This window comes from Paenibacillus sp. FSL H7-0943 (genome assembly GCF_037963265.1).
Classification (GTDB): Bacteria; Bacillota; Bacilli; order Paenibacillales; family Paenibacillaceae; genus Paenibacillus_AQ; species Paenibacillus_AQ odorifer.
The window spans coordinates 4982920-5002428 of record NZ_CP150148.1; the positions used below are offsets into that span (position 1 = coordinate 4982920).

At 42.0% G+C, this 19509-nt stretch carries 15 protein-coding genes; 6 read left to right on the plus strand and 9 right to left on the minus strand.

Annotated elements, in window-relative coordinates; genetic code table 11:
• Positions 1-2: 2 nt before the first annotated feature.
• Complete coding sequence (locus NSQ55_RS21920) at positions 3-851, minus strand: sugar phosphate isomerase/epimerase family protein (RefSeq protein ID WP_076130236.1); 849 nt, start codon at positions 849-851, stop codon at positions 3-5.
• A 182-nt stretch (positions 852-1033) separates the two neighbouring features.
• On the opposite strand from NSQ55_RS21920, the gene NSQ55_RS21925 reads away from it, so the two are divergent.
• Entirely contained in the window at positions 1034-1939 is a 906-nt protein-coding gene (locus NSQ55_RS21925) for an AraC family transcriptional regulator (protein ID WP_076184211.1), read from the plus strand.
• A gap of 452 nt (positions 1940-2391) precedes the next feature.
• On the opposite strand, the gene gnpA is transcribed toward NSQ55_RS21925, so the two are convergent.
• From gnpA to NSQ55_RS21945, 4 genes are all read right to left on the minus strand, one after another.
• Entirely contained in the window at positions 2392-4551 is a 2160-nt protein-coding gene (gene gnpA, locus NSQ55_RS21930) for a 1,3-beta-galactosyl-N-acetylhexosamine phosphorylase (protein WP_339169094.1), read from the minus strand.
• A 26-nt stretch (positions 4552-4577) separates the two neighbouring features.
• Complete coding sequence (locus NSQ55_RS21935; RefSeq protein ID WP_076279197.1) at positions 4578-5432, minus strand: carbohydrate ABC transporter permease; 855 nt, start codon at positions 5430-5432, stop codon at positions 4578-4580.
• A gap of 9 nt (positions 5433-5441) precedes the next feature.
• Positions 5442-6383: a sugar ABC transporter permease gene (locus NSQ55_RS21940; RefSeq protein ID WP_244886367.1), complete on the minus strand. Its 942-nt coding sequence runs from the start codon at positions 6381-6383 to the stop codon at positions 5442-5444.
• Between the two features lie 90 nt (positions 6384-6473).
• Positions 6474-7949 (minus strand): carbohydrate ABC transporter substrate-binding protein, encoded by a 1476-nt coding sequence (locus NSQ55_RS21945; protein ID WP_076302696.1) that lies wholly within the window; start codon positions 7947-7949, stop codon positions 6474-6476.
• A gap of 347 nt (positions 7950-8296) precedes the next feature.
• Here NSQ55_RS21945 and NSQ55_RS21950 point away from each other — a divergent pair, with 347 nt between their 5' ends.
• Both NSQ55_RS21950 and NSQ55_RS21955 read left to right on the plus strand, forming a co-directional pair.
• Positions 8297-10036 carry a sensor histidine kinase gene (locus tag NSQ55_RS21950; RefSeq protein WP_076104348.1) on the plus strand — a complete coding sequence of 580 codons (1740 nt, stop codon included), beginning with the start codon at positions 8297-8299 and terminating at the stop codon, positions 10034-10036.
• A 4-nt stretch (positions 10037-10040) separates the two neighbouring features.
• Positions 10041-11657: a response regulator gene (locus NSQ55_RS21955; protein ID WP_339169100.1), complete on the plus strand. Its 1617-nt coding sequence runs from the start codon at positions 10041-10043 to the stop codon at positions 11655-11657.
• Positions 11658-11697: 40 nt separating this feature from the next.
• Here NSQ55_RS21955 and NSQ55_RS21960 read toward each other — a convergent pair whose 3' ends face one another.
• The 3 genes from NSQ55_RS21960 to NSQ55_RS21970 form a co-directional block, all read right to left on the minus strand.
• Positions 11698-12291: a DinB family protein gene (locus NSQ55_RS21960; protein WP_076130254.1), complete on the minus strand. Its 594-nt coding sequence runs from the start codon at positions 12289-12291 to the stop codon at positions 11698-11700.
• A 67-nt stretch (positions 12292-12358) separates the two neighbouring features.
• On the minus strand, positions 12359-13306 hold the full coding sequence (locus NSQ55_RS21965; protein WP_076130229.1) for a YafY family protein: 948 nt from the start codon (positions 13304-13306) through the stop codon (positions 12359-12361).
• Complete coding sequence (locus NSQ55_RS21970) at positions 13303-14499, minus strand: macrolide family glycosyltransferase (protein WP_339169103.1); 1197 nt, start codon at positions 14497-14499, stop codon at positions 13303-13305. Before NSQ55_RS21970 ends, NSQ55_RS21965 begins: the two co-directional genes overlap by 4 nt.
• A 147-nt stretch (positions 14500-14646) precedes the next feature.
• Between NSQ55_RS21970 and NSQ55_RS21975 the strand changes: the two genes are divergently transcribed.
• The 3 genes from NSQ55_RS21975 (at position 14647) to NSQ55_RS21985 (ending at position 17848) form a co-directional block, all read left to right on the plus strand.
• Positions 14647-15837, plus strand: a complete 1191-nt coding sequence (locus tag NSQ55_RS21975) for a coenzyme F420-0:L-glutamate ligase (RefSeq protein WP_339169105.1) — start codon at positions 14647-14649, stop codon at positions 15835-15837.
• 91 nt (positions 15838-15928) lie between these two features.
• Entirely contained in the window at positions 15929-16828 is a 900-nt protein-coding gene (locus NSQ55_RS21980; protein WP_076130226.1) for a LysR family transcriptional regulator, read from the plus strand.
• Between the two features lie 78 nt (positions 16829-16906).
• Positions 16907-17848 (plus strand): NAD(P)H-binding protein, encoded by a 942-nt coding sequence (locus NSQ55_RS21985; protein ID WP_076217959.1) that lies wholly within the window; start codon positions 16907-16909, stop codon positions 17846-17848.
• 394 nt (positions 17849-18242) lie between these two features.
• On the opposite strand, the gene NSQ55_RS21990 is transcribed toward NSQ55_RS21985, so the two are convergent.
• Positions 18243-19382 carry a 5-methyltetrahydropteroyltriglutamate--homocysteine S-methyltransferase gene (locus NSQ55_RS21990; RefSeq protein WP_076302690.1) on the minus strand — a complete coding sequence of 380 codons (1140 nt, stop codon included), beginning with the start codon at positions 19380-19382 and terminating at the stop codon, positions 18243-18245.
• Positions 19383-19509: the final 127 nt, after the last annotated feature.

Here is a 19509-nt window from a genome sequence, read left to right on the forward strand (position 1 = left end):
ACTTAGTAACTAGTGCGTCCTAAAATAGCATCCATCGCTGCAGAAGTATTAAAAATGATTTGCTCCGAATAATGCGTATATGGCGGTATCATTTCTCCAGTAACATAATTGCTGTAGCCGATCTCTTGCAGTGCTTCCATAACAGCAGGATAATCCACATCCCCAGCAAGTAGATCAACAAATCCATGAAGTCCTCCGGCTGCCCGGCGGTAATCTTTGAAATGCACCTTCTTGATTCTATGGCCTAGAATCCGTATCCACTGCTCTGGATAACCAGAATGAACGATATTCCCTACATCCAGATAGGAACCTACATAATTGGAGCCTACAGCATCTATAAAAGAACGTAATTCGAGCGGAGACAGCAGGAATTTATTCCACACATTTTCAATCCCAATAGAAACACCCGCCATTTTTGCATCCTGAGCTAGATCACTGATCGCCTTCAAGGCTCGATCATAAGCTTTTTCATAATCGACTATTTCACAGCCCTCAATAAAATCCACACCAACCGCACCAGGAATGACAAGAATCGTATCTACGCCAAGTGTTGCTGCCAGCTCCAATTGTTTTTTACATACATCGATAGCCTTCGTCCGGTTCGCCGCGGATTCACTTGTCATGGCATATGACCAATATAGTCCTGTCGCCAGTCCTGCAATTTCTAATCCCATCTCCTGAATGGAATTTTTGATCTTAATAGCTTCTTTCTCAGTGGTTTGCAGGCCAAGTTCACCCGATTCATTCAAAGATAACTCAATTCCGTCGAAACCTGCCGCTTTAGCCAGACGTGCACATTCTTCGATCTCCGTACCTTCGCGAAACGACCAAATGTTTATTCCCTTTTTCATCTGAATCCTCCTCAAATTTGTTATTTTCCGTTTTTTAAGATTTTTCCCTAAGTGCGCTTATATCCTTGATTTATTTATATTATAATAGATTGTAAGTTGAATTTATTTAGGTGAACAAGAGATTTGTTGCACGATTCCGGTCTATTTAAAAATTCATTTTATACTGTATGGGAGGTTTATTCGTGGCTGAAAAAGAACCCCGTTATCCCCTGAGAAAACAGGTCCCCTCCCGGGAGTGGTCACCTGGCATTCACTACGCACAATTCCAAACCCTCTCACCTTGCCTCTTTCCAAGAAGAAGATTGTATGATTTCGAGCTGCTATACGTTCGCCAGGGGAAATTATCAACAAAGATGGATACGGAGGAATATATCCTGAATTCAGGACAACTGATATTTCTTTCTTCCGGGGTATATCATCAAAATGCGATTGTCTCAGATTCGGAAACCAAACTCATTGGGATCCATTTTGATTTTTTTGGGGAATCGATTATTACAAGCGATGAAGACATGCTGGTCAATGAGGAGGAGGTTATGGACGAGAAGTTTGCCTTGGAAGCTGTGACCGCTCCTTTTATGCCATTGTCACAGGAGCCCATTTATACCCCGCCACCCGAATGTATCCATGCGATGGAACAGCTCGTGCATGAATTTACGATGCGGCCTGCCGGTTATGAATGGGTCTGTCGGGGGTTACTGCTCGGCGTTCTAACCTCGCTGCTCCGAACACAAAGCTCCCGGAATACAGCCAAATCTTCCGTTCATACCGGGCGGATCAGAGCTTTAATCGATGAGATGGATTCAAAGCTAGCAGACCGCTGGAGCAATAAATCCATGGCTGGTGCCATGAATATGCATGAAGACCATTTCTCCAAGTTATTTCGTGAGGTGGCTGGCATGCCTCCTGGTGAATATCTCCGTTCCATCCGGCATCGAGAAGCACGCAAGCTGCTGCGCGAAACGGATTGGCCGATTGAACAGGTCGGGGATAAGGTTGGTTATCCTGATATCCATTATTTCAGCAGGGTATTTACTGCGAATGAGGGAATTTCTCCGCGGGCTTATCGCAAAATGTCCCGGATACTCTAGATACGGAAAACTCAAGATATCTCAGTCCAAGTAAGAAAAACTCCCAAAAACATTGAGGGTGATGGATTCTTCCTTATGATTCAAAAAGGCAAAAGCCCCCTTCCCTGAAAAATCGAAGAAGGAGGCGGCGAACGTTCGTGTTTTCTGCGTTAATGCAGTATGCGGGGACGGCTCTAAAACTAATTAGGAAAAAACTCCCTGAAAATAGCCAATATTCGCTCTAAATGAACGAAATCAGGGAATTCCTCCCTAATAATAAGAGGAATAACTATAATTGCTAACGAATCAGCTAAACTTTGGGGAGGTTTTCCCTGATTATTAGTCTGATGACCAAATATCCCGGAATTTCAGGGAGAAATTCCCCAATCACTCTATCGAAGCAGTACAATTCAGGAAAGTTGGAGATAACAGCAGCCGGAAGTCTAATTATTCGCCGTAGTTACGGCTGACTCTTAATGTATGATCTCAAATTGAAACCACACACTTTCCATCCCACCCAACTCTATTTCTTGGATCACGGCGTTATCCATCAGGATCGTCGTCTTTTGGATCTCGGAAGTGTTATTTACGGCACAATATCGACCCGTCTCAGGATACGCGTGACATTCAACATTCGGATTCACTGAGAACCATGAATACAATTGCTCCTCTTGATGTGCGGCCCAAAAGATCGCTCGGCTGAGTAGTCTGGTATTCTGAATACTATAGGGAAGCCCCGCGATATAAACGCCCCGCCCCTGACCAAATGAGTTCACGGCAAGATTGCAGCTGCCTTGGTGCACGTCCAATATTTCTGCTCCGGCCTCCGCTTGATAAATCATGGTCATCCCTTCACCATAATTAATCTCACCTTCCAGATCTTCCGTTATGAAATGACCCTGCACAGGCGTTACCTTGGGCTTATTGATGCTTGCTGTAAATCCAATTTCCTTCTGAACACCTAGAATATCCGCTAGTTGAAAAAGAACCCCTTGATGTTCATAAGCTGATGGATCACCAATCCCAATAAAACCGCCCCCTTGCTCCACCCACTCACGAAGTGTTGCCACAACTTGCGGATCGCTCCATTGATCTCCACCGCTCCAAGAGGTGTGTACATCACCCGCGTTAATAATCACACCGATACTAGGATCAATCCCACTTAACCTGATGTCATCAAAGCTTATAAACTCAATGTCGAACGGCAAGCCCGCCAATGACTCTAATGCCCCTATGTAGGAGTAACATCTTTGATTCCATAATGAATGAGCCACTTGATGTGTCTGCCAGCTTCGAAGGGAGCCCCAAGTATTCAGAACCGCCACTTTAAAAGGAGCTTTAAAAGGCTGTGTCCCTTCTGCATTGGCATGAATCCCTTTGAACTGCGTCGCAATTTCTGTCACATGATCTATAAAATCCGGAAATTGATGCGCTAGACTTAAATATCCGCCATACCCCATCCTGCCAACTGGTTTACGCATGAGCGCACGCCGGCATTTGATCCAGATCGGCATGGACTCTCCGACAGGGTCTCCCCCTTCAAAAAAGACATCAGGAAAGAAATAAGGATAGAAACGTGCCTCGGTATCCTTAATAGGTATATCCGCAATCATACGGGTTGTAACGCCATCTCCTGCTGCCCCTACCACTGCGTCGAGCCCGATCTCCGGAAAATATTTTCCATAAGGCTCTGTACCAGCCCAGTGATCCCCAAAAAACATAATCGCTTTCTTCCCGAAATCATGCACCATTTCTACACATTGTTTAGCATAACCTGCGATGAATTTCTGATTGAAGTCCATCCAGTCCAGATATCTTTGGGTCGGGTTCTTAAATGGTGTGTTATATCGCCCCTCATCCACAAAATCTTCTGCAGTCAATCGGTACCCATAAGCTTGTTCGAATTGCTCTAACGCAAGTGGACTTACACAACTCAGATAGCCAAACCAATTCACCTGTTTCTCCTTACCTTCCTTGTTAAATATCAAATCAAAATTATAAAAGAAGGTCGTAAAACGTACGATATCAGTCTTGGGATGTTTCTTTAGCCAATCCACCAGCACCTTCAAAACATGCCCTTGAGCCTCGGGGTAACGAACATCCAACGGTAAACGATGCTCCTCATCCCAATCATTCGTGATGTGATTGTACATGGAGACCGGCTCCCATTTCTGGTAGGCCAAGAAACTGACCGTATACTTGTGAAATTGTACCGCCTGTTCAAGTGTGACAATTCCCTCTGCGTAACTCCAACATTCAGAAGGTAATACTTCTCCTGTAGTCCGGTTTACAACCTGCCAATATTTTTTTATATCCACATCTGTGTTAGGAATAAATTGATTGGCAAAATAATCAGCCATAATATCGATGGCCTTCACCTTTGAAGTTACTATTACTGGAGCAGACATCAGATAAATCTGCTGTCTATATTGCGGATGCTGCTTCGCCCACTCATTGTCCTCACGGACAAGACAAAGCGTTGAATAAATTTGCAGACCCATATCGAGAATGTCCTGCGATAGATTCGTGCCATCACTGTCACGTACGGCATCTACACCCCATCTTTCGACGAGATCGGCTATGACCTCTTCCATCCCTGTTTCACCAGGCAGTGTAAATCTTCCTTTGTCCACGTAACTTCCCTCCATATCTTTGTTGTTCAGCCCTTAATTCCGCCTGCGCTTATTCCTTGGAGCAATTGCTTTTGTCCTATCACATATAAAAGAATCGTTGGAATCAGCACTAGGATCAGCGCGGCAAAAAGTGCACTCCAATCAGTAGCATAACGTTGAACCTCAAAAAGATTGGCTAAACCTACTGGCAATGTTTTTTTGCTATCACTTTGAATTAAGACCAATGCCAGCGGATACTCATTCCAAAAGCCCATAGCTGCCAGCATACAGACCGTCACAATGCCCGGTTTAGCAAGCGGCGCAACAATTCTGACGAGCACTCCCGTGTTGCCACAACCGTCAATCTTAGCGGCTTCTTCATAATCTCTAGGGACGGACCTCAGAAATCCACTTAATACAAAGATGGCAAAGGGAAACTGCAGAACAGCATAGATTAAACTGAGCATCCCGCGATTGTCCAACATCCCGAATGAATTCACCTGCAGAAATAAAGGAACCATAATGTAGGAGGCTTGCAGAAAGATACAGGCCATATAAAGGTTAAGGATTAGTTTGGAGCCCCAAAACTTAAATCTCGTTAAGACGTAAGCCATAGGAACCACAAAAATAACTAGAATCGCCGTGGATAACACCACAAGAAAGATAGAGTTCAGGAAATAACTCCCCATCTTGGATTTCTGAAAAGCACGTACATAGTTATCAAAGTGTAAGGCTTGTGGAAAGGAGAAGGGGTCGGTCAGAAATTCCGTATTGCTTTTAAATGAAGCTAAGAGATTCCATACAAACGGATATAACAAAACAATGGTGGCTACAATCAGAAACAGCCGGGTAATCCAGTGGGCAATATTCATTTTTAGAAGACTCTGTTGATTGCTCGTCATCCTTCTCCCCTACCCTTCTGCTCGATTTGTAAGTAGTCTGGACAGAAAAGAAAGCACAAAGGCGAACACCAGCGTAAATATAGCTATAGCCATGGCATAACCAAAGTTCGCATTCTGGAAGGCCTGCGTGTACATGTAGTGGAGTAAAACAGTAGTTCCACCTGCCGGACCACCGCCAGTCATTACAGTTACAACTATAAAACTTAAATTGATCGTACCTGCCAGAGACAACACAAACGTAATGCCAATAATATCTTTTAGCAGAGGGATCGTAATACTGGTAAGCTTCCGGAAATATCCCGCACCATCAATAGTCGCCGATTCAAACACATCCGCAGAAATCCCATCAATCGCAGCGATATACATGACCATATAATAACCAACCGCTTGCCAGATCAGTGTAACGGCTACACACCACAATGCTGTTCGGCTATCTCCAAGCCAGGGTCTGCTCAGTTGATCTAATCCGATGCTCCCCAGAATATTATTCAAAATGCCCATATTGGGATGAAACACAAAGGACCAGATAATTCCGACTACCGTCAAAGAGATGATACTAGGAAAGAAAAATACGGTTCGGTAAAATCCTCTTTCCTTCAGCTTCGTCTGCGTTAATAGAAAAGCGAGCACCAGCCCAAAAATCAACGTAATCACTGGCACGACCAGCATCAGTTTAAATGTATTACTCAGAGCTTTGAGGAACATCTCATCTTGAAACATATATTTATAGTTATCCAAAAAGATAAACTTGTTCTCATCACTCATCCCAGTAGCATCCGTAAAAGACATAAAAAATGCCCGAAAGGTTGGAATAATCATAAATACGAGGGTTAACAGGAGCGTTGGAATCGTGCATACCGCTATGAATAGCTTAGGATTTCTGGTTTTCGCTGTCCTAATCTTTGATTTCCTCTGTCTAGGAGCTACTTCTGCCAGCTGCATTTCAGACATCTTTCTCACTCCTCTTCATACAAAATGCATCCCGTTCATAGATAACCTTATCCATTCTTAACAGGATGCATTTGCATGAGATACTATAGATTATTTACTAGCCGCTTTCTCTTTACGAATCTGTGCAAAAGCTTTTTCCACATTATCCATCCATTGATCTGTGGTCATTTGGCCTGTCATCACTGGTGTGACCGTATTCTTGAACATTTCAGTGACTACACTAACCTTGGAACCCTTCGGTAACGATTGCCAGCCCTGTAGAATAGAAATGGAACCATTATAAGCCTCGAACATGTCATAGACACCTTTAGTCAAAAATGGCTTAGACAGCTCCTTCGCATCGTTAAGCGCATACGCCCCATTCGCTTTTTCCGCAAATAGTTTTACAGACTCATCGGTATACAGGAACTTTAAGAATTCCTTAGCGAGCTCAGGATTTTTGGCCTTAGCAGGGATGGAGAATTGCTCGTAGCTGGAAAGCACATACTTCTGATCGCCTTTATTGAACACAGGTACTGTTGTCATCCCAAATTCAAACCCATTTTCTCTAGGTGAATCCTTCATTTCATTTTCCATCCAGTTCCCGTTTACGATAAACAAAGCTTTACCCATCATCATATCGGTCTGCGACTGTGTATGGTTCAAGGCAACCGTGCCGTCCATCAGATAACCGTCTTTAGAGATTTTATAGAAAATATCCAGTACTTTTTTGATCGTGTCGTTCTTAAATGAACCTTCCTCATAAGCAAAGACTTTATCCAGCGTTTCTTTTCCCCCCGCACTCGCAATGGCCGGGTAGAGAATTTCCTCCAAATAATCCGGATAGATGCCTTGGTAAGTGAATAAAGCCCGCTTCGTTTTGGTTCCATCTGCATTAACCAGATAGTTCTCCTCTTTGTTCAGCTCATCCCCTAAAGCAAAGAACTCCTCCCAAGTCTCAGGAACACTCCAGCCTTTTTCTGTGAACAGTGTTTTATTGTAAATCAAGCCCATCGGTCCAGCATTAAAAGGTGCGAGGTACGTCTTTCCATCTTGATAGGGCTGAAATCTTGTACTGTCCAGCATCCCCGGTAGAATCATATCCTTAAGCGTCTCCTCTTTATCAAGCGCTTTGCTTTCAAATACATCGCTGATATCTAGCAGTCCTTTTTCTTTAATCAGTGAAAGCACGATGCCACTTTGCTCTGTATCTGTAACGGATAGGAAGTCGGGAGGATTACCCGCAACAATCTGCGGCCGGATTACTTCACCAACTTTAGGATTAATCGTCATGTTCACTTTCACACCTGGATAAGCACTTTCGAATTTGCTGACAATTTCATTCCAATAATCCGCACCATATCCCCCTTGGAATACAGCAATGCTAAGTTCCTTGTTATCAAAATCTTTAGCAGGTTCTTCTTTAGTCTTCCCGGCGTTCGTTGTACTTGTAGCTTGCGCGGTGCCCGCAGCTTTCGTTGAATCAGATTCATTCGAGGCAGCAGGTTTATTATTGCTGTTCCCACAGCCGAGCAACCCCACACCTAGCAGCATTACTGCTAATAATGTACTCATAGTCTTTTTCATAAACGCCCTCCTTAAGATGTTCTTGTAAACGCTTTTTTAATAATCTAAGTATAGAAGGATTTACGCTATATTTACATTTACAATACAAACCTACCTATGTATTATCTTATCCATCTTCCAATGCAAGCTCGTATAAGCTTATTCATCAGGGTCACATAACCTGTAAACTTAGCCGTTAACGAAATGGATAATATTATCCATTCCATAGATTATTCTCACTTTTCGCCGCTGCATATATATTCCATTGTTCTTTTTATGTTAACTTGTAAGTAAAAGATAGTGAATGGGAGGTCATCCACCTGAGTCGACGCAAAGGGAAGCTGCATTTTCCTAATCCTCCGCAAATCATGCGCAAGGTTAAAATTCAAAATCGCTTAACCGTCATTTTCTTAATCGTATCCGTGATCCCAATCATCTTTATAGGTTTCTACTCCTACACCATTTACTCCAAATCTATTAACAATAAATTAAGTAAATCCACATTTCAGGCTTTAACACTGCTTAATCGAACGATGTTAAGTGAACTTAACAACTATCAATATCTTGCAGGCTCTGTTTCTACCAATAGTATTATTCAGGAGCGTTTATCGGCAGCACCAAATGAACCCGCTCCTAGCAATGCTGCCATTAATCATGCCATGGACAATTTATATAGAACCATCTACCCCGGATATGTCCAGAACGTCCGGGTCATCGACGCCAAGAACCAACCTATTTATGAATTAGGCTACGACGGCATCCCCAATCCTAAATATGAAGAAATTATGAAACAAGTAGAGCTGAATGCCCCTTATGACAGTCTTAACTATGTAAAAAGCTATCGCGCTTACAATACCATTGTCCTGGGCCGGAAAATTTTTGATCAAGATGACATTGGCGTTCCCTTAGGTCATGTGTTTGTTTTTATTGGTGGAGAGTTATTTTCAAAAGTCATTCTTTCCAGTGTGGATTTAGGTACAGGTTCCAGTCTCCTTATTATGAATAGGGAGGGAAAAGTAATGTCCTCGAATCAAAAGGATACGCCGCTAGGAGAACCCTATTATAAAGATGAGCTTTTTAAGCAAATCAAGACACAAGAGGCAAAGAAAAACCATTCCTTCCAAGGTATGGTCAATGGAAAAATGCAGCAAATCTCCTATATTAACAATAATCAATTAGGCTGGTACATGATTTCTACCGTGCCCTTCTCTTATATCAATTCAGAGACAAGTAAAATCACCACTGGACTACTTATTGTTGTCAGCATCATTGTAGTCGTGTGTATTCTAATTATTATCGTATTGTATAAAAGCATCCTGAAACCAATCAAACAAATCATCGTCTTCTGCAATCAAATTTTTTATGGTGATCTATCGAGCCGGATTGAAGATCACAGCAACGATGAAATGGGCGTGTTGGCCAATAGAATTAACAGCATGGTCAGTAGAATGGAACAGCTGATGAAGGATCAAAAGAAAGATCTGAAAAGAAGACGTTCGCTCGAATTGCAAATGCTGCAATCGCAGATTAATCCTCACTTTCTTTTTAATACACTTAACTCCTTACGATGGCTGGCGATGATTAACCAGGTTCCCGTCCTTAGCGACGGCATCTCCTCACTAGCTGAATTGCTGCGTAGTACCATTATCGATCAAGATGAGCAAATCACCATCAAGCAGGAGCTGAACAATCTGGATCATTATTTTGCCATTCAAAAAATACGTTATGCCGACAGGTTTGACATTGAATATGACTTGGATGAGTCTTTATTACAGAGCATGATCCCCAAGCTCATCCTGCAGCCGATCGCAGAGAACGCGATTCTTCATGGAGTTACAGATATAGGAGGAAAAGTTCTAATCCAAATTAAGGTATACGCAAAAAATGAATACACCCTTATTATTGAGATCATCGATAACGGAAAAGGGTTTGACACCACCAAATCTGAAAAAGCTGACAATCTGTCGGGTATCGGAATTTCAAATGTGGCCGATCGCATTAAACTTCAATACGGTGAGAGTTACGGGCTGTTCATCACAAGCTCAATGGGTCATGGAACCTGCTGCCGCCTAATTATCCCTAAACAAACATACGAACTTAAGGGGTGATACTATGTATCCTATGTATAATGTAATGCTAGTGGATGACGAACCTATTGTTAAAGTCGCGCTCAGAACCATGATTCCATGGGAAGAGCTTGGATACATGATCTGTGCTACTGCCTCTGACGGAGTTGAAGCCTTAACACTTGTAGACAAGTTTAATCCCCATATCATCATTACAGATCTCAAAATGCCTAATATGGATGGTCTGCAGCTGATAAAAGAACTGAATAACAGAGGGTTTGCAGGAAAAATTCTGGTGGCGAGCAACCACGGGGAGTATGAGTTAGTTCGTGAAGCCTTAGTGCTTGGGGCTATAGATTATATGCTGAAGATTAGTATAAAAACGGGGGATTTGATCCATTTGCTGGAGAAATCTACGAAGCTAATTCAAGAGCAGCTTCAATCTAGGCAGCAGCAGGAGACCCAAACACAGTTATTACAGCACAATTTAAAAAGCGTGAAAAATGCGCTGCTAAAAGATTATTTCACCGATCCTTATTACGATGTGCAGCAGCTTGATCAGCATGATGCTATAAGTTTCGCTTTCAGTGAAAGCAGCTGTTATTTATTCTTCATTACTTTTGAGCAGAATAACGCCACCCAAAACGAAAGACAAAATCACATCTCCGTATCCTTTATTGAAAACATTATCTTGGATATCTTGGAGACCGTAGATCAGTTAGAAATTATTCAGCTAGAATCTAATGGGCTGCTGCTTCTAATCTCCTGTGATACCTTAGACGATCATCAAATTATCCGCACAGACTTTATCCAGAGGGTCATTCGGTTAATCAAAATGTATATTTCTATCACCCCTACTATTGTTTTTTCTGATCCTGTACGGGGATATGCTGAAGCAAAACGAACCCTAGAGCGATGTAAAGAATCCTTGCAAATCCAATTTTACAACGAAATAACGATTATAGATCCAAAGGATGTCCATTTAAAGGATACGCTGGACTTCGAGGATGTACATGATTTCTCGACGCAATTAATTCAGAACTGGAAGCTTTCAGGGGTTGAAGCCGTTAATCAAGCAACTCAGCAATTTCTCGACATCTGTAAATCCAAGCAAATTAATCCTGCTGAAACCAAAAAGTTCATCGTAAATTGTCTGCATTATCTTCCCTTATGCGATGCCCATCTCATTGTCGAGGATCCAAAGCTTTTGAAGACCTATATAGAAAATATCGCCAGCAGTAAACGTACCACTGACGTTCTATCTATAATGGAGCTTGTGTTCCAACTATTCTCCCATCAAAAGCAACAGATCGTAACTACACACAATAGAGATGTTAAACAAGCGATTGACTATATCAACACACATTATCAGAAGAAGCTCACCTTATCTCTGATTGCCAAGCATGTCAACTTAAGTGAGAACTATCTGTCCAGAATCTTCAAAGAAGAAGTGGGGCAAAGCATCATTCACTACATTAATACTGTGAAAATGGAAAAAGCTGCAGAATTAATACTTAAAGGGAATCCATACATTAAAGAAATTTCCACGCAAATCGGTATACACGATCAATTTTATTTCACCCGGTTATTCAAAAAACACTTTGGTGTTAATCCTAGTGAGTATAAGAATCACGTTCAGGCCACGCTTGATTCAGGAAATTAAGACCATTCCAACTCTTTTTATTGGAACGTGGTTCCTCTTTTTATGATCCTTTCACAACCTGAATGTTATTGATGAACCCTTCTTTAGGTGCAAATATGGAATTAAACAACAACTCTTTGTTTAACCGCTCCAGCTGCAGAAGATGATGACGATAGTGCATTTCAATAAGTAGGAACCATTCCTCCGCGCATAGTCCACCGAATCGCGGGTGAGATACGGTATTTTGTTTGGACGCTTTTTCAAGAGAGGGTTCGATCTCTCTCATTCTTTGAATGACTGTACGTAACCCTTGAATTAATTGTTCTTTGCTCTCCGGCTGCTCCGGCGTATATTGGGCGGAAGGCGGAACCTGAATACGAATGGGCGGAAAGCTTCCTTGCGCAAATATAGCCGCACCATCCTCAGTTTTCCCCACATGAGCTACTAAGGGATCTTGGTCTAGCACAAGGCATTGATCAATATTACGAAGCTGCATATACAGCGCCGAGTTAATGAGATGCTGAAACATCTGTCCGATGGACCAGGCGTTTTCACTCGGCTTTTGCTTCAACTGCTCCAGATTGAATCGCTCCAATTCTTGAATATAGTATGTCGCAGTTTCTTCAAATCGTTGTAAGACTTCTTTTGTTGTAATCATCATATATCAGCTCCTGTAGTCATTGATGGTCCAAGTATACAAAAACGCTACTGACAGCGTTATGTCAGTAGCGTTTTAACATTATTTCTATTTCATTTCTAACCTGATCACGGAAAGATTCGGGCTCCAGCACAACCATACCGCCTCCCCAGCCAAGCACCCATTGCAGCAATTCCCCTGGCTCGCGAACGCGAAAAGTAACAAGTACCCCCTCCGCATGCTCCTCAATAGTTTCCATATAGAAATTATTTGATTCCCTTACCTTATCGGCTATGTCAGCTTGGACTAAGATAAGCACATGAACGTTGCGATCATCAGGAGGTTGGTATACCTCCAGATGAAAATCTGCTGGCAGTATAAATTCATCTTCCAGATTAATAAGCTCCCTCATTCGGGATAACCGGAAATGACGGATGTCTTGACGCAATTCACACCAGGCGATGAGTACCCATGACCCGTGATGAAGCACAAGTCCATAAGGAGCAACCGTACGAATACTTTGACGGTTCCCATCGGCTTCGGCGATTCTTTTGGAATAACGAAATCTTATTTTCCTTCCCTCCAATATCGCTCCACGAATGGCTTCCAAACATGCCTTCTCTTGTATGGGTGCTATATCTTCTGCGGATGCAAATAAACGAAAACTTTTGCGAATCTGTGATGCTTCACTGCGGATAGCTTCCGGCAGGATGGCTTCTATCTTTGCTTTAGAACTTCTAGCCTTATTACCATAGTGTGCATCAAACCGCTGCTCGATAAAATCAGTTCCTATAAGCAATGTCACTGCTTCGTCCAGCGTGAAACTAACGGGTGGCAGGAAATACCCCTCGATTAAGGAGTAACCCTGCCCTGGCGCTCCTATTATGGAAACGCCCGCTTCACTCAGTGCCTGAATATCCCGATAGATCGTTCTTACGCTCGTTTCAAACGTAGCAGCCAAATCCTCCGCCCGCAACATTTTGTTACGCTGCAGTTCAAGCACTATAGCTAACAACCGGTCCATTTTGTTCATACGACTCCCCCTCCCCGAACAATCTCATCAACAGCTCGTCGATACCCACCCGAGTTCCGAAACGATTCACTGATATTGGAGACAGCTTTTTTATAAGATAAATCGCTTAATATATGATCTACTGCTTCTCGTAGTTGAGTTGCAGTTAAACTTTGCATTTGTAACTTAATGCCTGCTCCGACATGGACGACTTGATCCGCAATTATTGGCTGATCCGCACTTTGTGGAATTACAATTAGCGGAACCCCGTAATAAAGCCCTTCATTGATACTGTTCATTCCACCATGTGTAATAAATAACTTTGTGTATTGCAGGATATACGTTTGTGGAACATAATTTTTCACGAAAAAGTTTTGCGGAATTTCCCCTAAATCCGTGATTTGGACTTTATCTCCAATTGACATCACAATAGTGTGCTCCGTGTTCCCCAATGCTTCAATACAAAGTTTATAGAATTCAATGGCTTGGTTAAAAACTGTGCCGAGTGAAATGTAAATTGGACTTTTCCCCTTAATTGCCATGAGGTCGAAGTTTTCTGGAGCTAATCGTGAAGAGATGGAGGGTCCTACAAAGATATAAGACGGGTCGAAAGCTTCTCCCTCAGGTTGAAACTCCCTAGTTGTATAAACGATAGTAAGTGGGGCAGGATTACAAAACACTTCATAAGGGGATTCGATGTCCACATCATATTTGCCCTTCACCATTTGCGTCAAGCTTTGGAATTTATCCTTTATAGGATTAGTTACTTCTGCAGGAACTGTAGTATAAAATTGTTCTAACATTTCATCGAATGCTGCTTTTGTCTGCGCAAAAGAAGTACAGGAGCTAATGGCCGGAAGCCTAAGAATTTGAGCTAACAAACGTCCACAACCAAACATAGAATCATGGATGATGTAATCAAAATGCTCCCCTTTGATCTGTTCAAGAACGCTTGGAATAACTATATCTGTCGTAAGTAAAAGACCGTTGATTCTTTCGAGTACATAATTTCTTCCACCTGAGATAAAAGCTTGTATAAATTTCTGATCGTCAAATGTTCGTACTGTAGCCCCCGTCATCTCCATACGTTCTCTATAAGCTTCTATACAAAAACACACTACCTCTTCGCCACGAGAAATAAGCTCTTCCACAACGCCAATCGTGGGATTAATATGTCCCTCTGATCCACCATTAATAAATAACACACGCGCCAATTGTAATCCTCCTTAACTATAAATCATTTTTATATTAGATATTATAAACATTAATTTTACTTATATCGCTCTAAAAGGGTATAGTAATATAGGCTTTAAAACCATTTTAATAATATAGAGTATACCCTTATTAGAGGAGAGATCATATTGGAAAGAGTAGTTGGAACAGTTGTACGTGGACTTCGCGGACCTATCATTAACAATGGGGATAACATTGAAGAAATCGTAGTTCAGACGGTATTGAATGCAGCAACAGTCGATGGTTTTTCGATCGAAGATCGTGACATTGTGACCGTAACTGAATCCATTGTTGCTCGGGCACAAGGAAACTATGCAACGATTGACAATATTGCTGCTGATATAAAGGGGAAATTCGGCGAAGAAACTGTAGGGGTCATTTTTCCAATCCTTAGCCGTAACCGGTTTGCTAACTGCTTACGCGGTATTGCCAAAGGGGCACAAAAAGTAGTCCTAATGTTAAGCTATCCAGCTGATGAAGTAGGCAACCACCTTGTAGACATCGACGAACTAGATGCTAAAGGTATCAATCCATGGACGGATGTATTAACAGAAGCTCAGTTCCGTGAGTTTTTCGGCTATATTAAGCACCCATTCACAGGGGTTGACTATATTGAATATTATAAAGGTTTAATTGAAGCTGAAGGTGTGGCTTGTGAAGTCATCTTCTCCAACAACCCAAAAACCATTTTAAACTATACAAAAAATGTATTAACTTGCGATATTCACACTCGCTTCAGAACCAAACGCATTCTCACAAACAACGGTGCTGAAAAAGTATTTGGTTTGGATGATATTCTTACACAATCAATCGATGGCAGCGGCTTTAACGAAGCTTATGGTCTGCTAGGATCAAACAAAGCTACAGAAGAAAGTGTAAAGCTATTTCCAAACAACTGCCAGCCTATCGTGGATGGTATCCAAGCAAAAATCAAAGAAATTACAGGTAAAACTGTAGAAGTTATGGTTTATGGCGATGGAGCATTCAAAGATCCAGTTGGAAAAATCTGGGAGCTCGCAGATCCAGTTGTCTCCCCTGCTTACACTGCCGGACTTGATGGAACACCAAATGAAGTAAAATTGAAATACTTGGCCGATAACAACTTCTCTCATCTTCGTGGTGAAGAGTTAAAACAAGCCATTTCTAAATACATCCAGAATAAAAATGATGATCTAGTTGGTGCGATGGAAGCCCAAGGGACTACACCTCGTAGATTAACTGACCTGATTGGATCATTATCTGATTTGACTTCTGGTAGTGGCGATAAAGGAACACCAATGATTTATATCCAAGGTTATTTCGATAACTATACAAAATAAGAGTAGTACAACAAAGGGAGTCTCTAAACGAGGCTCTCTTTGTTACTTTCTGGGTTATAATAAAAGCAAACAGCGGCAGGCGGAGGATACTATGAACATAAGAAGGATTAAATATTTTATCGATCTCGTGGAATGCAGAAATTTTACGGAAACAGCTAAAAAGAACTATGTTTCGCAGACCACCATTAGTCAACAAATCGCCGCGCTTGAAGAGGAATTCAACATTCAATTAATTGACAGAAAGCAGATCCCTATTGAGCCAAGCAAAGCCGGATGGCTTTTCTATGGCGAAGCTCTCATCCTCTGGAAGCAATATAACCATATGAAGCTGAGCATGGAAAACTTTCAAAAGTATAATACGCAATCCCTGAGTATCGAATATGCGGCGATGACGGATATCCAAAGTTTGTTGAAATTGATTCCCTCGTTTCAGGATCATCATCCGAATATTAAGCTGGAACTGAATAAAGTATTGCTAAAAGATATTGCAGAATACTTGCTAAAAGGGATTTACGACGTGGCTATTGCCTTTGATTCCGAGTTTCAGGGAAAAGAGGACATTGTAACCTATCCCTTATATAAGGGACGTTATTGTGCGGCTGTGAGTCATCACCATCCTCTCTTTCATCATGAATCGATCGCCAAAGAGGAGTTATATGAACATCCCCTAGTCATGCTGAATCCAACAGCTATTGGAAACTCTTATCATCTAATGATCCAGCATGCAATTGAAGACGGCTATCAGCCGAATATTCTTCGAACCGCAGACGATGTGGAGACAGAATTGTTTTATATCATCACGGAGAATTTGATTGGCTTTTTCCCGGATAACTATCAGCTCGCTTATCTTCAAGATGAAGTCCGGCTAATTCCTTTAGATGATTCACACCATACCTTTGCAATCGAAGCAGGTTATCTCAAAAATAATACAAACCCGGCCTTGCCCTCCTTCCTGCAACAAATCCAAATTGGATTTAGCAATCGACCATAAGTTTTATGTGTTAGACTATGTTCTTTTTTTCACATACTATAAGGGTATAAATCATATCCACAAGGAGTGACAACGATCATGGGTAAATTATTGTTGACTGGTGTCGATGGAAATCTAGGGAAGCAAGCTGCGGAATACTTGTTGGAGCTGGTAGATAAAGACCAAATCATTTTTTGCGCTTACGATCCGGCATGTTTGAAAGAATATGCGGAACAAGGGATTGAAACACATGTGACCAACTTTAATAACAAGGAAGGCCTTGCCGAAGCTTTTGCTCATGCCGATAAACTCGCTCTAATCTCCATGCCTTTTGTTGGAGAGAAACGTCAAAATGCACAAAAAAATGTGGTTGATGCTGCAAAAGAAGCTGGAGTCAAACAGATCATTTATACTTCTTTGGTCAACGCAGCCGATGAAAGCAATCCAAGCGTAGAAAAAATTGACCATGTGTATACCGAACGTTATATTCAAAGCGTTGGGTTAGACTATATCTTCCTTCGGAATTCCCAATACGCGGAAGCCATGATAACCAATTACTTTACGTATGTGAAGGGTGACGGGGTATTAACAAACAATCAAGGTGACGGTAAAATGGCTTATATCTCGCGGAAGGATTGCGCAAAAGCCGTTGCGTATGCCCTAGCCTCCAATAACTATCAGGAAGCGATTCTAAATATCAACGGGCTTGAATTGATGACAATTACCGACTTCATTAAGATTGGTAACGAAGTAACGGGCAATCATATCACCTACAAAGAAAATACGGATGAAGAAAATTATGCCGTATTCGAAGCAATGGGCGTGCCTAGAACCACCGATGGTGCATTTAAAGAAGGCTCCGAAGCACCCTTTTCTTCAGAAGGTATGGTTACTTTCGGACAAGCTATTCGTGAAGGAAAAATGGATGTTTATACGGACGACTTCAAACAACTTACTGGTCAAGACCCTCTGACCGTGAAATATATGTTTGAACATGCCGATGAATTCCAGGTTGGCGAAAGACACTCTAAAGACAATTAAAAGCTGCCACTCTTACTTCTTAGGCTAAATCACCCCCGTTTATTAAACGGGGGTGATTTCTTTTATATTGAGCGTGGCACAAAAACTCCGTAAAGCTCAATCATATGCTCGCCCTGGAGATAATTAGGGAATTCCTCCCTGAAATTCGACTGATTTGACGGTAAATCTTGATATTGCTCTGTTTTTAGGGAGTTATTCCTTAATTTCATTCATTTAGAGCAATTATCGGCTTTTATTAGGGAGGTTTTCCCTAATCCTCCGTCACGGTATAGATAGAACTAGCCAAGTATATCGGTAAACTCGCTGTAGAACAAAATACACCTTTAACTGTACGGATAGACATCCGAATGGCTAAAGGTGCATTATCTTTATCTCTGTCTATTTTTAATTAAAGTTAGTTCCAGATCTCTTCAGCAATTTCTTTAATATAAGCAAGCTTACGCCATTGCTGCTCTTCAGTCAGGTGGTTGCCTTCTTCCGTGGAAGCAAAGCCACATTGCGGGCTAAGGCAAATCCGGTTTAGATCAACATATTGCTTCGCTTCCTCAATACGCTTCAGAATATCCTCCTTGCTTTCAAGCTCACCAAATTTGGATGAGAACAGACCTAACACAACCTGCTGATTGTCTTTCAAGAAGCGCAATGGCTTGAAGTCGCCTGCACGTTCGGTATCAAACTCCAGATAATAACCCGAGTAGTTATTGATATTAAGAAGCGTTTGCGCGATAGGCTCGTAGCCTCCACCTACTCCAGCATAAGTCGAAACATAATTGCCCCGGCATACATGGGTCGTTACAACAAGATCTTCCGGCAGACCGGTTACAACTTCCTCATTCAATTTTGCAAGTTCGCTTGCATATTCAGCTACGTTCACGCCAATCTGATTCATAAACGCTATAAACTGTTCGTCGCAAAGCGCTCCCCACGTACAATCGTCGATTTGAATACTGCGGCAGCCCGCTGCATAGAAGGCAAGAATCGATGCTTTGTATGCTTTGGCAATATCCGAGATAAGCTCTTCACGATTCGGGTATAATTCATTTGTGCTTTCTTTGTTTTCCGCCCGATCTAGCTCGAACAGGAATTGTGCAGCCGCAGGAATCGATTGACGCGCAACAACGTCCTCACCAGCAGCATCTTTTAAAAATTCATAATGCGAAACAAAAGGATGGCTGCTGTAGCTTATTTTCCCGGTCAGTCGGGCTGTTTCTGGTCTGGACTCTGCACCGTTAAATTGGTAACCTTGATCAATAATTGTCCGATCTACACCGTCAAGTCCCCAGAAGAAGTCGAGGTGCCACCAAGAGCGGCGGAATTCACCATCGGTTACCGCTTGAAGACCCACCTCTTTTTGTTTCTGCACGAGCTTAACGATTTCGTCGTTCTCTACTTCCTTCAACTGCTCGGCAGTAATTTCACCATTCTTGAATTTTAATCTAGCCTCTTTCAACGCTTGGGGGCGCAGGAAGCTGCCCACGATATCATATCGAAATGGAGTAACGGTTCGTTTTTGGGGTTTGGTCTGAATGCTCATATATTAATCTCCTCGTAAACAAATTATTAGAATTAATATAGCATAACCGACTGACTATACCGATCTACCAATGCGCTATGGCAGGTTATAAGTATTAACTATAGCTAGATTCAGCGTGATAATTAGA